At 50.0% G+C, this 13,655-nt stretch carries 14 protein-coding genes and 1 riboswitch; of the genes, 5 read left to right on the top strand and 9 right to left on the bottom strand.

What is annotated here, in order from left to right; translation table 11 throughout:
• Nucleotides 1–26: 26 nt before the first annotated feature.
• The 4 genes from FO441_RS00175 to FO441_RS00160 all read right to left on the bottom strand — a co-directional run bounded on the left by FO441_RS00175 (nt 27) and on the right by FO441_RS00160 (nt 4,983).
• The gene (locus FO441_RS00175) at nt 27–1,619 is read right to left on the bottom strand and encodes a Na+/H+ antiporter NhaC family protein (RefSeq protein WP_145284050.1); all 1,593 of its coding nucleotides are present in this window, start codon (nt 1,617–1,619) and stop codon (nt 27–29) included.
• 81 nt (nt 1,620–1,700) lie between these two features.
• A riboswitch (Lysine riboswitch) is annotated at nt 1,701–1,863 on the bottom strand.
• A 47-nt stretch (nt 1,864–1,910) separates the two neighbouring features.
• Entirely contained in the window at nt 1,911–3,227 is a 1,317-nt protein-coding gene (locus tag FO441_RS00170) for a bifunctional metallophosphatase/5'-nucleotidase (RefSeq protein ID WP_145284047.1), read from the bottom strand.
• 10 nt (nt 3,228–3,237) lie between these two features.
• A complete protein-coding gene (locus tag FO441_RS00165; RefSeq protein WP_145284044.1) occupies nt 3,238–4,059 on the bottom strand; it encodes a sulfite exporter TauE/SafE family protein in 822 nt (273 codons plus the stop codon).
• Nucleotides 4,060–4,134: 75 nt separating this feature from the next.
• The gene (locus tag FO441_RS00160; protein WP_145284042.1) at nt 4,135–4,983 is read right to left on the bottom strand and encodes a DUF72 domain-containing protein; all 849 of its coding nucleotides are present in this window, start codon (nt 4,981–4,983) and stop codon (nt 4,135–4,137) included.
• A gap of 51 nt (nt 4,984–5,034) precedes the next feature.
• Between FO441_RS00160 and FO441_RS00155 the strand changes: the two genes are divergently transcribed.
• Both FO441_RS00155 and FO441_RS00150 read left to right on the top strand, forming a co-directional pair.
• A complete protein-coding gene (locus FO441_RS00155) occupies nt 5,035–5,739 on the top strand; it encodes an ABC transporter ATP-binding protein (protein ID WP_145284039.1) in 705 nt (234 codons plus the stop codon).
• Nucleotides 5,736–6,497 carry an ABC transporter permease gene (locus FO441_RS00150; protein WP_145284036.1) on the top strand — a complete coding sequence of 254 codons (762 nt, stop codon included), beginning with the start codon at nt 5,736–5,738 and terminating at the stop codon, nt 6,495–6,497. The genes FO441_RS00155 and FO441_RS00150 overlap by 4 nt, the downstream gene beginning before the upstream one ends.
• 63 nt (nt 6,498–6,560) lie before the next feature.
• On the opposite strand, the gene FO441_RS00145 is transcribed toward FO441_RS00150, so the two are convergent.
• The gene (locus tag FO441_RS00145; protein ID WP_145284033.1) at nt 6,561–7,118 is read right to left on the bottom strand and encodes a thioredoxin family protein; all 558 of its coding nucleotides are present in this window, start codon (nt 7,116–7,118) and stop codon (nt 6,561–6,563) included.
• A gap of 127 nt (nt 7,119–7,245) precedes the next feature.
• Between FO441_RS00145 and FO441_RS00140 the strand changes: the two genes are divergently transcribed.
• Nucleotides 7,246–8,187, top strand: a complete 942-nt coding sequence (locus FO441_RS00140) for an EamA family transporter (protein ID WP_145284030.1) — start codon at nt 7,246–7,248, stop codon at nt 8,185–8,187.
• A gap of 23 nt (nt 8,188–8,210) precedes the next feature.
• On the opposite strand, the gene FO441_RS00135 is transcribed toward FO441_RS00140, so the two are convergent.
• From FO441_RS00135 to FO441_RS00125, 3 genes are read right to left on the bottom strand one after another with little or no spacing between them, the layout of a single operon-like run.
• Nucleotides 8,211–9,143 (bottom strand): prenyltransferase, encoded by a 933-nt coding sequence (locus tag FO441_RS00135; RefSeq protein WP_145284027.1) that lies wholly within the window; start codon nt 9,141–9,143, stop codon nt 8,211–8,213.
• Between the two features lie 21 nt (nt 9,144–9,164).
• Nucleotides 9,165–9,491, bottom strand: coding sequence for a hypothetical protein (locus FO441_RS00130; protein ID WP_145284024.1), 327 nt, complete (start codon nt 9,489–9,491; stop codon nt 9,165–9,167).
• Entirely contained in the window at nt 9,488–11,029 is a 1,542-nt protein-coding gene (locus FO441_RS00125; protein ID WP_145284021.1) for an NAD(P)H-hydrate dehydratase, read from the bottom strand. Before FO441_RS00125 ends, FO441_RS00130 begins: the two co-directional genes overlap by 4 nt.
• A 252-nt stretch (nt 11,030–11,281) precedes the next feature.
• Here FO441_RS00125 and FO441_RS00120 point away from each other — a divergent pair, with 252 nt between their 5' ends.
• A complete protein-coding gene (locus FO441_RS00120; RefSeq protein WP_281287263.1) occupies nt 11,282–11,884 on the top strand; it encodes a M15 family metallopeptidase in 603 nt (200 codons plus the stop codon).
• 208 nt (nt 11,885–12,092) lie between these two features.
• Nucleotides 12,093–12,647 carry a M15 family metallopeptidase gene (locus tag FO441_RS00115; protein ID WP_186365476.1) on the top strand — a complete coding sequence of 185 codons (555 nt, stop codon included), beginning with the start codon at nt 12,093–12,095 and terminating at the stop codon, nt 12,645–12,647.
• 93 nt (nt 12,648–12,740) lie between these two features.
• On the opposite strand, the gene FO441_RS00110 is transcribed toward FO441_RS00115, so the two are convergent.
• On the bottom strand, nt 12,741–13,619 hold the full coding sequence (locus FO441_RS00110; protein ID WP_145284018.1) for a YitT family protein: 879 nt from the start codon (nt 13,617–13,619) through the stop codon (nt 12,741–12,743).
• Between the last annotated feature and the right edge of the window lie 36 nt (nt 13,620–13,655).

The raw sequence follows: 13,655 nt of genomic DNA, 5'->3' as shown, positions 1-13,655 counted from the left end.
CGAAAGTGGAGGTTCCATGATCAGTATTATGATTGAGTATTCCTTCTGGCAATCGGCGTGTAGACGACTTTTGCCACAACAAAAACAAGTATGATCAGCACGAGCAGGGCACCAAGCGATAGCAGCAGGCTTGAGGTCAGTCCGAGAACCAGATAGCCGACAAGCGCAATCAGTGCAGACAGGACCGCGTACGGCAGCTGGGTCATGACGTGGACGATATGGTTGCACCCGGCACCTGTCGAGGACAGGATCGTGGAGTCGGATATTGGTGAGCAGTGGTCGCCGAATACCGCTCCGGCCAGTACTGCTGCGATACTTGGCAGCAGCAGGTCCGTTGCACCGAGTGAAATCATGATCTCACCGGTGATCGGGATCAGAATGCCGAAAGATCCCCAGCTCGTACCCGTCGCCAATGCCATCAGACAGGCCACTGCGAAGACAACCGCAAGCAGGACGCCTGTCGGGAGGCTGGATTGTTCGACCATGGCACCGAGCAGTTCTCCTGTACCGAGCTGACCGATCAGGTCACCGATCATCCATGCCAGTGTCAGTACGAGGATGGCCGGGAACATCGCCATGAATCCGGTCTTCACGCCAAGCCAGATTTCACTCTTGCCGAAGTCGCTGTTGTGACGCGTATCCTTGAAGAAGTAGAACAGGCTGAGCACCAGGCCGACAACACCACCGATGACAAGCGAATGTGTTACGAGTGTATTTTCGAAAATGCTGAAGATATCCACAGAACCGCCGGTCATTGCACCTGTAATGAACATCGCCACAATGACAGTCAGTGCCAGACCGAGAATCGGAATGATCAGCGCTTTTGCCGAGCCATCCTGATGGACGGGAAGCGCTTCATCCGTTTCTCCGGGCACTTCACGTGGATTCTCCACGACGCGGCCTTCATTGAGCGCCAGCGTCTCATGCTTGCGCATCGGACCGATATCGAACCGGGTAGCGATGACGATGAACATCATGGCGATGGCGGTCAGTACATAGAAATTCATCGGAATCATGTAGACGAACGCCTGGAATGGCGAAATGGCAACAAGACCGGCTGCTGTAAGCAGCGGTGCCACAAGTCCCATGATGCCGGCACCCCAGCTTGATATGGGTGCGATGACGGAAACTGGTGAAGCCGTCGTATCGATCAGATAGGCGAGCTTTGCTCTTGAAACGTTGTATTTATCGGTAAGCGGTTTTGCCACCTGGCCGACGATCAGTGCACTGAAATAATCATCGATGAATACGATGATGCCGAGCAGTGCTGTTGCGAAGTTCGCTCCCCTGCGGGACTTCACTTTTGTCAGGGCCCATGCAGTGAACGCCTTTGCGCCACCCGACATGTTGATGAAAGCCGTCATGATGCCGAGCAGACTGAGAAAGATGAGGATGAAGGCGTTCCACGTGTTGATGGTGCCGCCATCGACAAAAATCATGGCAAAGCTGTTCCAGATTATCCGGAGTGTTTCAACGATGCCTGCACCGGCAACGACAAACGCCGAAGTGATGATGCCGACACCAAGGCTGATGCCCACCTTGCGGGTCAGTACGACGAGAACCAGTGTCAGTAATGGCGGGATGAGGGAGATGTACTCCCAGTTGAGTATACTTTCCATATATATCCTCCTGAAGTTTATTTGGACTACAAAAAAGACGTCACAGCAGCATTACAGAATCAGCCACCGTGACGTCTCTCACCAGGTTGTAGCGCATCATCGCAATGACAGTGCCAGACCTGTTCGACCTGACCCCAGAACATCACCCCGCCGGGCGCATCCTTCGGCAACTGCTCCTTTCCATGAGTTCAAAGCATGCCTGCTCCCTCACGTACTCCTAGCCGTTGCGACCTCTACTTTTCGTTCTTCAATTGTTATAGAATATTATATCATATATTGTCTGTTTTTCAACTACAGTTCCGAGCTGTAGATCTTGACGATATCCCTCAGGAATTCAGGCATCTTGTATACTTTTCTCGAGTATCGGAACTGCGGGAAGATCCTGCCGAATGTATACATGTCCAGAGTGCCGAGTGTATAGTGCCTGCGGTCCTCGATCACTTCGCCGTTGATGTAGTATTCACGTTCGGACTGGACGTAGCCGATATTCTCGGCGACGAAGCAGCCGAATATGTCACCTCTGAAACCGAGGCCCCGTATGATCTCATCCTTGAATTCGTGCTTTGAGGCCTGGCTGAATATCTCCTTCAGCTCCCGTCCTGTCAGCTCGATCTGCACTGTATTGATCGCATGGGGCAGGACCTTGTGCAGATCATAGTCCGTCAGCATGCCACCTTCAAACGGTTTTACGATGAGACCTGTATGGATCAGGCTGGCATCGCTGTCCGTAAACAGGCGGACCATACGGGCGAGTGATGTGATGAAACTGCTCGTCGAATAGAGCCTGCGCTCGATCGGCGCCGCCGAATCCTTGATCACAGTGGAGAGCATATCACGCCCCATCTCATAGTAGTGGTCATCGCTGCTCGTAAGCAGATCCGTATCATAGAGACGTGCACGCTTGCCGACAAGCGTCTTCTCGTCAAATTCGAGTGTCACTTCACCCACGTAGTCACCGTAGCGTCCGGCAGCGGCGAGCAGCGTATCGCCGATCCACTCGCCTTCTTCGAAGTAGTGATGTGTATGGGAGCTCAGTATGACATCGATTTCCGGGAACATCATCGCAAGGGACTCGTCGTCATATCTGCCAAGATGGCTCATCATGACAATGCAGTCGACTTCAGTATTGATTTCACGGATCGCCTCGAGGATCCAGTCGAAGCTCTCCGATACTTCCCATCCGAGTGCCTTATAGAATGGGGTGAACTCGACGGTGGCAGCGATGAAGCCGAACTTGATGCCATTGATCTCCTTGATGACGTACGGTCTGAAGTATGGAGACTCACTGCCGACCTCACGCAGGTTGGCGCAGATGACGTCGAAATCCGCATTGTCGTACAGGGATTTGAGATCCTCCTTCTGCAGTGTGATGCCTTCGTTATTGCCGATGGTCGCCACTTCGCATCCGGCATCATTCAGAATATCGATATTGCCTTTGCCGAGCGTCGCTTCGGTATAGGGATGCGATCGATCGACGTGATCTCCAAGGTCGACATACACCATATTATGCTTATGCTGACGTTTTTTGTTGTGCAGAAAATCTTTTATTTTCAAGTAGTTGTATAGATGACTATGAATGTCATTTGTATGAAATAGTTTCACTTCCATCGAATCACCTCTATATGATGGTCTGTAGAATCATGTATACGCCAAGGAGCAGCAGAACCGTACGCAGCACGACAACCATCGTATCGGAATTGAAGCGCCGGTTGATCGAGACACCGATCTTGGCACCGAAGAATGCAGCCGGAACGATGAACAGAGCATACCAGAAATCCACATTGCCCTGCAGGACATGTCCGACGGCAGCTGCTGTGCCGGAAAAGAAGACCATCATCATGCTCGTTCCGATGGCGATTGACGCCGGCATGCGGAATACGAGCAGCATGAGCGGTGTCATCAGCGCCCCGCCACCGATGCCGAAAAGACCTGTGAAGAAGCCGACGATGAATGTTGAGAGGATGGCGATCCAAGCGGGAAAACCATAGTGGTGAACGTCCCCCATGTTGTCGACATGCGGCTCCATATAGCGTTCATTCTGGAAGATGGAAATCGGTTTGATCCTGTCCCTGATGATAAGCAGTGTGCTTAGAAAAATAAGAAATATACCGAAGTAAAGGTTGAAGCTGTCGATGGTGAAGAACTGGCTCGCGTAGGATCCGACAAAGGCGCCGGGCATGATTCCGATGAGAAACCGCAAGCCATTTTTCATATCGACCTGGTTGCTCCGTCCATAGGAGATCATTGCAGACAGGCCGATGACAATCAAAACGAGACTGGAAGTGCCGACGGCACTCTGGGGGGTGATGCGCTCCAGTATCCCTGCATTGATACCGAAGAATATGAGCAGCGGCACAATGATGACCCCGCCTCCGATGCCGACCAGGGCACCGAGAGCCGATGCGAAAAGCCCGATCAGTATGAGGATGATGTATTCCATTCGTATTGCTCCTTTAGAAAACCAGAAAATCCTGGCTGTAGTTTCCCTTCGGAATTTCCCCTTTGTCTTGATTCCCTAGAATAATTTAAGCTGTTTCGGCGACAGTCCATCATAGCGTATCCCCATCAGCGTCATGAAGTCCTGGGCGTTGCCTGCAGCATGGCCGCCGGAATTGTTGTTGAAAACAATATAGATATCCTTTGTCTTATGCTTCAGAATTTCGACCTGTCTTTTCAGCCATTCCAATTCCTGTCTGTTATAATCATATAGGTACCTTACGTTGCGCCATTCCTCGCTGGTGCGGTCCTTTTGTGTCCACCCGTGCACATTGCGCCCATGGAGCCGGATGAAAGCCGTCCGATTGGTCACCCGGTTGACGAAAGGAATGCTTCCGATGCCGGCCTGCGGTTCATCGCAGATGCTGTGGATGATATTATTATTGTCGAGAAAAGACAGTGTCTCTTCCCTGTACTGTTCCTCGAACCATGTCTGGTTCCTGAATTCGACCGCAACCTTGTATGGCTGCAGCTGCTCTGTTGCGTATTTCACATAGCGAATGTTTTTGTGGTTGCAGTCGAACCACGGCGGGAACTGAAGAAGGACGAAGCCGAGTTTGCCTGCCTTGTCCATGGGACGCAGCATATCACGATACGCACTGAAAACATCCTTGATGGAATCATAATGGTCGCGATAGTCGCTATGGCCGGTCATGTACTGGTGGGCTTTGACGACAAATCTGAATTTATCCGGCGTTTCATTACACCATTTTTCGATCGTTGAAGTACGCTGGATGGCATAGTAGGTGGAATCCAGCTCGACAATCGGGAAATATCCGGCGTATGTAGCCAGTTTATCTTTTTTATTTGAAAGGTCTGTGTAGAGGTCATGATGATCCCCCCAGCCCGTCAATCCAATATAAATCATAGAAATCACCTTGCTTTATTGTAACACAACTTTTAAGGAGCACACTTCAATATGAGTATAATCGAATTTGAAAATGTAAGCCATCGGAACATCCTCCATAATATCAGCGGACACTTCAACGAAGCCAGAATTACAACTTTTGTCGGCCCGAGTGGTGCGGGTAAGACGACGTGCCTGAAGCATATCAACGGGCTGCTGTCGCCTGGCTCCGGCAATATATTTTTCAGAGGTGAAAATATTCAGGATATGGACATGGTCGAACTGAGAAAACGCATCGGCATGGCCTTCCAGAGTGCACCGATGATCGGCGGAACAGTATATGACAACCTCAACCTGCCAAAAGCCATATTCAATGAGAGACTGGAGCAGGACCGTGCGGTCGAACTGCTCGAACGCGTCGACCTTGGTGGCATCCCGCTTGACCAGAACATCAAGTCACTGTCCGGCGGCGAGAAGAGCCGCATATCGATCGCCCGCACGCTGGTCAATCGCCCCGAAGTTCTGCTGCTCGACGAAATCACCGCAAGCCTCGACTACCGCATGGTCAAGGAGGTCGAACGCCTCATCGTCAGACTGCAGCGCGAATACAATGTCACTGTCATCTGGATTACGCATGATCTTGATCAGGCTCGGCGCGTCAGTGATGACATGTGGTTCCTGGCAGCCGGGGAACTCATCGAATACGGGAATGCCGCGTTCATCGATGAATCCGATAATCCACTCATCAAAAACTTTCTCGAGGGGGAAGCACTTTGACATACGCCCAGCTCGCCCTGTCACTCATATTCATCGCAATCCCGCTCGGACTGGCACTTGTACTGAAACTCGGCCTTGAGAAGGATATCATCATCGCGACCGTCCGGTCGATCATACAGCTGCTGATCATCGGCTACATTCTGACCTTCGTTTTCGAGAGCGACAATCCGGTCTACATCATACTGATGATCCTGCTGATGATTGCTGCAGCTACGCAGAATATCATAAAAAAAGGGGATGGTATCCCGGGCATCACATGGATGATCGTCTTCACCCTCGTCGTTGTGGAAGTCGTGACGATGGGCATCATGCTCGGGTTCGGCATCATTCCGTTCGTTCCGGAGGAAGTCATACCGATCAGCGGGATGATCATCGGCAACTGCATGGTCCTCTCCCTCCTCTTCCTGAACAGATTCAAGGATGAAGTCGACCGCAGCGATGAGACCATCGAACTCATCCTTTCCATGGGCGGACAGCCGAAAGTGGCCATCGATAAAAGTCTGAAGTCCGCCATACAGACCAGCATGATACCGACCATCGAAGCACAGAAGACGATGGGCCTCGTCCAGCTTCCCGGCATGATGAGCGGACTGATCATCGGGGGTGCCGCTCCGATGGAAGCCGTCATGTATCAGCTTCTGATCCTGTTTCTGATACTCACCACCGCAGCCATGTCCTCAGTCATGGTCGGGTATCTCGCCTATCCGAAGCTGTTCAACCAGAAAATGCAGTTTGTGGGGCTGCAGTATCGGAAATAGAAGGAGATGTTGGAGATGAAAAGAGGTGCCCTTTGCCGGGGCACCTCTTTTGTCATCCAATCACTATATATTTTTCTCAAGCTTCCCCTTGATGCTCTCATACGTTTCCTGCCAGAACTTTTCTTCAGTGACGAAGCGGGCTGTCAATGTTTTGATGGCTTCTTTGAATGCGGCATCGTATTCCGGAGAGTCTTTATCGGGCAAGCTGTCCATCAGCTGATCGACTTCATTTTGGACTGCTTCTGCCCGGGGACCCCAGTACGTAACCTCCTGTCCGTTTTCATCAATGAAGATGAATATCGGAATGGAGCGGGATCTACCATTGGTCAAGTACTGGTCCATGAGTTCCAGATTGCTGTCCCTAAGTATCATGCGGACTTGCATATGGCTTTTTTCCGCGAGATGGAGCAGGATCGGGATATTCATCATGGCATCCCCGCACCAGTCTTCCGTAATCGCAATGACACGGAGTGACCGTGCTTCAAGGCGGCGGAAGAAGTCATTGTCCTCCGGTATCTGGAACTTGTTGTATACTTTCTGCAAGTTCTCCTTGTGCTGCGCCATGCCTTCTATATAGGTTTCGGTCACGATTGCCTGGTCATACCATTGATCAAGTGCCATTCTTTCTCCCCCAATATGTTCAAGATGCCATCAGTATATCATGATGATGCTCGAAACTTTGAGTGATGCGCATTGAATTTCCTGATGGTTTCGACTATTCTTTTAATAATGGAAAGGAGGCATATGTATGATATCTGAATCGAAACATATCCGCGGTCTGATCTTTGTTCTGATTGGCGCCACACTATGGGGTGTCGGTGGAACGGCTGCAGACTACATATTCAGAAATACTCCCATTACTGTGGAATGGTATGTTGCCTTCAGACTTACTGCCAGCGGCATCATTCTCCTTGCTGCGTACTGGCTGTTTTCGAGAAAGCAGCAGCCGGTTCGCCTGGACCGGCGCACCTTCGCCATGCTCGTCATCTACAGTCTGCTTGGAATGACAATGGTGCAATATTCATTCATGGCAGCAATCGGCCATGGCAATGCAGCGATCGCCACAGTACTCCAGTACACAGGTCCCATCTACATCATCCTGTGGCTGGTCATCCGCCGATATGCAAAATGGAGCGCTGCCGATGCATTCATCATCATCGGCATGATTGCAGGTGTCATACTGCTCGCGACAAACGGGGACTTCTCCACGCTCATCGTATCTCCGCCTGCCCTCATATGGGGGCTGGTATCCGGAGTGGCCCTCGCCTACTACACCTTGCACGCACAAATACTGCTGTATCGACTGCACCCGCTTCAGCTTGTCGGTGGCTCGATGTTCATCGGCGGCATCGCAATGAACTTCATCCATCCCATCTGGCAATTCGACCGTGAATTCGAATGGACTGCGGCGCTGGTTACAATACTGCTGCTGTCAGTACTGATCGGGACAACGCTTGCCTTCCTGCTCTATATCAGCAGCCTGAAGCATATTTCTTCAAAGGAGGCGGGTATTCTCGGAACGCTGGAACCTGTATCAGCAGTCGTCAGTTCCGTCATATGGCTTGATATCAGCATGGGCTTGTACCAGTTTGCCGGCATCGCCATCATACTTGGCATCGCAGTCTACATCTCCGTCGGCCGTAGGGCAAAAACAAATAAGGAAGCCGTCCCAAGCACACAGGAATCATGACCTGCAGTGCCGGGATGGCTTTTTTACATCTCCGGAAACAGGCCGAGCCATATTGCTGTTGCCATCGCCAGCAGCAGCAGGACTTTTTCGTATGCTGTGACCTGTTCAACATCGTCCACATTTATTTTCAATACCATGTATATGCCATATCCGAGCAGAAGCAATGTACCGACTGCTGCAATCGGACGATCCCAGATGACCGAGATTGCGAGCAGCCCGACAATGACCAGATAGAATAGTGCCGGAGACGGAGCTGCCTTCACGCCGAATTGTCTTGCCGCCCATACGACAGTGGTCTGCTTCATCGGTGTCGCATTGCGGTCGGCTTCTATATCCGGAACATGGTGGATCATGACCCAGGCCATGCACCACAGTGCATTGATGAGGGCGTTCTGCCATGCCCACAATGGAATGTCGTCCAGCATGAGCCATGGTGCCGCAAGGCCGAGCAGCAGAATGGATGGGAAAAGGCTCAGCCATTCTCCAAGAAACGGCCGGTAGGCGAATCTGAAAGGTTTCAATGAATAGCTGATGGCCCCCCACAGCCCGACAATTGTAAGTATCGCGAGTTCCATCTGTCCGAATGTAATGAAGAGTGCGGTCGCAATCAGCAGGAGCAGGGTGACAACGAGTCCGATACGCACCAGCATATCCAGTGTCATGACGCCATTCTGCAGCACGCGGCTGCCGCCTGACAGCATGCCCGGGCTCTCCTGGTCCGTCCCTGATTTAAAATCGGCAATATCATTGAATACGTGTGTCAGTACCCCATGAACAAGAAAAGCACCGACGACGAGCAGCAGAAACAATAGAAAAAGATCAACGTTCGATATATCATACCCGAATGCCAGCGGCAGTATGGTCGATATGATGGTTGCAATACTTGATGCAACGACCGCAACGACTCTGAGCAGCATGCCAAACCCCTTCAGACTGTATGATTCCTGTTTTTCCATAACCTTACCCCTTTCGCCCTCTTACCTTTTTTCTCTTTCCATCTCCTCTACTGCACGTTCAATCTCCCGCTTCCAGCGTCTCCTGCCATTGACGACGAACTTAAGTGATGCGTCATCCTGCAGAACAACTTCAAGACCATTTGGAATGGGGATGAAATTCATGATGCGGTGGCTGATGAGATTGACTGCTGCCACATCCAGAAGATCGATCTCCGTCTGCTTCCTGTTAAGATTCATGGCATGCGGAATATGGTGGATGCGGGTCGTTGTCAGATGCATTTTCCCACCAACCGAAACGCCATTTCTGAACAGGTTGCCGTTGCCGCTCCTAAGTGCCTTTTCCTTCATTTCTCTCCCTCCATCTGCTTGAGCACTTCCCTGCTCGCTTCAATGATATCATCAGGAACCACTCCATAATGCGAGCCCTTGAGTGCCGCGCGTTCTCCGGAAACTGCATGGATATGGACCGCCGCCCGCATGGCATCTTCGGGCCGTGCCCCCTGTGCAAGGAAGGCTGTGATCATGCCGGTCAGAAGGTCTCCGGTGCCCCCTTTGGCCAGTGCATCATTGCCGAGCGGGTTCACCCAGATGCCCTCCGGTGTGGCCACAATGGTACGATGGCCTTTAAGGACAAGATATACATTATGCCGGCTCGCAAAATCATGAGCGATTCCGATCCGGTCCGCTTCCACTTCTGGTACAGTCTTGCCGGTCAGTGTCCCCATTTCCCCAGGATGCGGTGTCAGGACGACCGGGCCCTCATAGCGGCTCAGCAGTTCCATCTGATCTTTGATATGAAACAGACCGTCCGCATCGATGACGATCGGCTGTGCATCAAGATGGTCGATGATATCCCGGATGAACTCAGGTCCCGCTTCAAAGCGGCCCATGCCGGGCCCGATGGCAACTGCAGTTACCTTTTCAAAAAGTTCAGGTGCCACGCCTGTTCCGTTGAAATGTCCGCCATCACTCGGCAGTGTCCGAATGAGTGCAGTCTGATTCTGGCTGGCGATGACTGGATATGTCTCTTCAGGAATGACAAGTGTCGATAGACCGGCCCCGCAGTGGAAAGCAGTATGTGCACTGTAGAGCGGTGCACCGACGAACGGTTTCGATCCGCCAAAGACAAGGGCATGGCCGAACGTACCCTTGTGGCCGAACCGTGGCCGCTTTGGCAAGGAAGCTGCCGCAAGTTCATGGGTGATGACTTCCGGCAGCTTCATGCCGAGTGCGTCCGCAAATGTTTCCGGCACGGAAATGTCCTTTACGTGCCAGTTCCCGACGACGGATGGACCATCCTGCAGGAAGAAGCCAAGTTTCGGCATCGCAAAAGTATACGTATCATCCGCTGCCACTGCGACGTTTTCAACCTTTCCCGTATTGCAGTCGAGCCCGGAGGGGATATCGACTGAAATGACATGGAGATCATGCGCATTCGCCTGCTCGATGATCTGGCTGAAAGGCTCCCTTACAGCACCTTTCACGCCTGTACCGAGCATCGCATCCACCAGTACTTCCGACTGTTTCAAAGTTTCATCCAGACTCGACATCCCTTCCTCGACCAGGCGAAGCGGCAGTCCACGTCCTGTATGGATCTGATATTGCGTTCTCGCGTCCCCTTTGAGATTTCCTTCATCGACAAGCAGCCATACAGCAGGGCTATAGCCGGCATCAAACAGCCGTCTGGCGATGACAAGGCCATCGCCGCCATTGTTTCCGCCGCCGACCAGTATGGTGATATGTACAGATTGATCCGGATAGGAACGCATGATTGCTTCGGCAACATGATTGCCGGCAATCTCCATCAGCACCGCACCGGAAATTCCGATCTCCTCCATTGCATACCTTTCGATTTCAAGCATCTCTTCCCGCTTTACGATTTTCAATATAATCCCCCATTCAATCTTTACACCATTATACCCTTATTTCTGGAAAATAAATAACCTCCATCAAATTCCTATTGGCATATCAGAACCAGTAATCATCGATAACCTTTCCAATATTAGAGTAATATTACAGCAGGATTAACGTTTCTTTTCAAATCGCGGAACAGGGTTCAGAAAATCATTGAAAAATGATATGATATCAAAGTTGCGTTTTAGATGGAATATTACACATATAAGGAGATGCTTCAATTAATGATAAATAGATTGAAATCCCTGTCGATGATGCTTTTCAGTTTCATATCATTGTCAGGCATGCTTTTCGCTGACCTGGATGATATTACTATAGATGGTAAAAATGATGATGTTGTTATTGATAATAAAAATAAAGATGAAGATAAAGAAAAAATTGAACTGGATTTTGAAGAAATGCCGGATGCACTCCATCCTGAAGTCGAAAAGAAAGCTGAAGCACTTGAGGAAAAGGCTGAAGAAAAAGATATCGATATTACAATCACTTCCGGCTTCCGTTCATTTGAAGCGCAGGACGCACTATACAGCAAAGGCAGATCACTTCCTGGACAGGTTGTCACCAATGCACGGGGCGGAGAGTCCTACCATAACTACGGTCTCGCCATAGACTATGCAATTGAAGCAGATGGTGAAGTCATCTGGAATACGGATTACGACGGCAATGACAACGGAAAATCCGACTGGTTCGAAGTCGCCGACATCGCCAAGGACCTCGGTTTTGAATGGGGCGGCGACTGGGAATCCTTCAAGGACTATCCGCATCTTGAAATGACTTTCGACTACTCGATCCGTGAACTGCAGAAAGAATATGAAGATCAACTTTAATAGATGAAACATTGAACGGTGCACTGGTATATAATATGCCAGTGCTTTTATTTTGAAATGAAAGCACTTTTTAAAATTAATTTTGTTAATATTCTCAAAATAATATTACAGTTGTATTACTATTTGCTGCTGTTTATTGAAAATTGATTATGGAATGGTATGGTTAGGATGCACGCCAAATATACATATGAAGGAGAAAGATATGCTTATGAAAATGAACATCAAATCTCTATCCGCATCACTCTTCACTCTGCTGGTTGTACCGGGCTTCATTCTGTCGGCCCCGCAATCCGTTTCAGCGGAGCAGTGGAATGGAAATACGTACGAAACAAACCAGCCTGAAGGACTGCACCCGATTGTCGCAGAACGTGCAGAAATACTTAGACAGAGAGCCGCCCAGATCGGCATCGTCATCAGATTTACAGACGGCTTCCGTTCATTCGAGAAACAGAATGCACTATTTGCACAAGGTCGCACCACTGCCGGCAATATTGTAACGAACGCCCAAGGTGGGGAATCTTACCATAACTACGGACTGGCCGTCGACTATGCACTTGAAGTCGGTCCAAACGTCATCTGGGATCTCGAATACGATGGCAATGGCAATGCCAGATCCGACTGGTTCGAAGTCGCGCGCATTGCCAAGGAACTCGGCTTCACTTGGGGCGGAGACTGGGAGAGCTTCAGAGACTATCCGCACCTGCAGATGGATTTCGGCTACTCTTTATACAACCTGCAGACTGGCAACCACTACCTGTACTAGAAGAAGGCACTATGAAACCCACAACGATGAAAATAGCATCGTTGTGGGTTATTTGCATGCATTACAATATTTCAAAGCAGAGGGAAGACTATTCTATTTTGCCTGATGGTGAACATCTTTCTTTACAAACGAGCCTTTTCTGACATCCGCTACATCATACACAGCAAGGAATGCCTGGGGATCCAGCCTGCCGATTATTTCTTTTAACTTCTGTTCTTCCAGCCTGTTGATGATGCACGTAATCTGTGTCAACGGCATCCTGGTATAACCTCCCATAATCTCATTGTAAGTACATGTCCTTCCGAGTTCTTCCCTTATTGCTTCGATAATGGAATCAGGATGTACTGTAATGATGGTGAATGTTTTCGATCCACTGAGTCCTTCTTCAATGAGATGAATCACTTTGGAGGCAATGAAGTATGCGATCGCTGAAAGAATCGCGCCTTGAAATCCGAACACGGTCGATACAAGCAGAAATACAAAGGTGTTCAGAAATAGTATCAGGTCGCTTGTTCCAAATGGCAGTTTCCTTGAAAGCAGTACAGCGAACATGTCTATGCCATCGAGGGCGCCTCCATTACGCAATGCAATTCCCATCCCTACTCCGATGATGACACCGCCAACAACAGTGATCAGAAGTGAATCGCCTTCGATGATGGCTGGGATATGATGCATGATTGCAGTAAAATATGCCAGTGACAGTATACCTGCTACAGACAAAGCTGCAAATTTAGTACCGATCTGCCGATATCCGAGCCAGATGAAGGGAATATTCAATACAGCAATCAGTAAACCGAGCGGTATGTCGAATAATGTGGAACCGACAATGCTGATGCCGGTTACGCCACCATCAGACACCTGGTTGGGAATCAGAACGGATTCAAGACCATAGGCCGTAATGAATGCACCAGCAACTACCATTATAACGCGTCCGATAAAATTAAATACATTTCTTGTCGTCGTCTTTTTCATGACTGTTCAGCTTCCTTTTCAGGCTTGATGTTCTAG

Source organism: Salinicoccus cyprini (assembly GCF_007713705.1).
Lineage (GTDB): Bacteria > Bacillota > Bacilli > Staphylococcales > Salinicoccaceae > Salinicoccus > Salinicoccus cyprini.
The sequence above is the reverse complement of the archived record's forward strand: the minus strand, read 5'-3'. Positions and strand labels throughout refer to the sequence as shown.

What these genes read in the sequence shown, in the direction of transcription:
- FO441_RS00175 (WP_145284050.1), bottom strand. Translation starts at nt 1,619, where the DNA reads ATGGAAAGTATACTCAACTGGGAGTACATCTCCCTCATCCCGCCATTA.
- FO441_RS00170 (WP_145284047.1), bottom strand. Translation starts at nt 3,227, where the DNA reads ATGGAAGTGAAACTATTTCATACAAATGACATTCATAGTCATCTATAC.
- FO441_RS00165 (WP_145284044.1), bottom strand. Translation starts at nt 4,059, where the DNA reads ATGGAATACATCATCCTCATACTGATCGGGCTTTTCGCATCGGCTCTC.
- FO441_RS00160 (WP_145284042.1), bottom strand. Translation starts at nt 4,983, where the DNA reads ATGATTTATATTGGATTGACGGGCTGGGGGGATCATCATGACCTCTAC.
- FO441_RS00155 (WP_145284039.1), top strand. Translation starts at nt 5,035, where the DNA reads ATGAGTATAATCGAATTTGAAAATGTAAGCCATCGGAACATCCTCCAT.
- FO441_RS00145 (WP_145284033.1), bottom strand. Translation starts at nt 7,118, where the DNA reads ATGGCACTTGATCAATGGTATGACCAGGCAATCGTGACCGAAACCTAT.
- FO441_RS00140 (WP_145284030.1), top strand. Translation starts at nt 7,246, where the DNA reads ATGATATCTGAATCGAAACATATCCGCGGTCTGATCTTTGTTCTGATT.
- FO441_RS00135 (WP_145284027.1), bottom strand. Translation starts at nt 9,143, where the DNA reads ATGGAAAAACAGGAATCATACAGTCTGAAGGGGTTTGGCATGCTGCTC.
- FO441_RS00130 (WP_145284024.1), bottom strand. Translation starts at nt 9,491, where the DNA reads ATGAAGGAAAAGGCACTTAGGAGCGGCAACGGCAACCTGTTCAGAAAT.
- FO441_RS00120 (WP_281287263.1), top strand. Translation starts at nt 11,282, where the DNA reads ATGATAAATAGATTGAAATCCCTGTCGATGATGCTTTTCAGTTTCATA.
- FO441_RS00115 (WP_186365476.1), top strand. Translation starts at nt 12,093, where the DNA reads ATGAAAATGAACATCAAATCTCTATCCGCATCACTCTTCACTCTGCTG.
- FO441_RS00110 (WP_145284018.1), bottom strand. Translation starts at nt 13,619, where the DNA reads ATGAAAAAGACGACGACAAGAAATGTATTTAATTTTATCGGACGCGTT.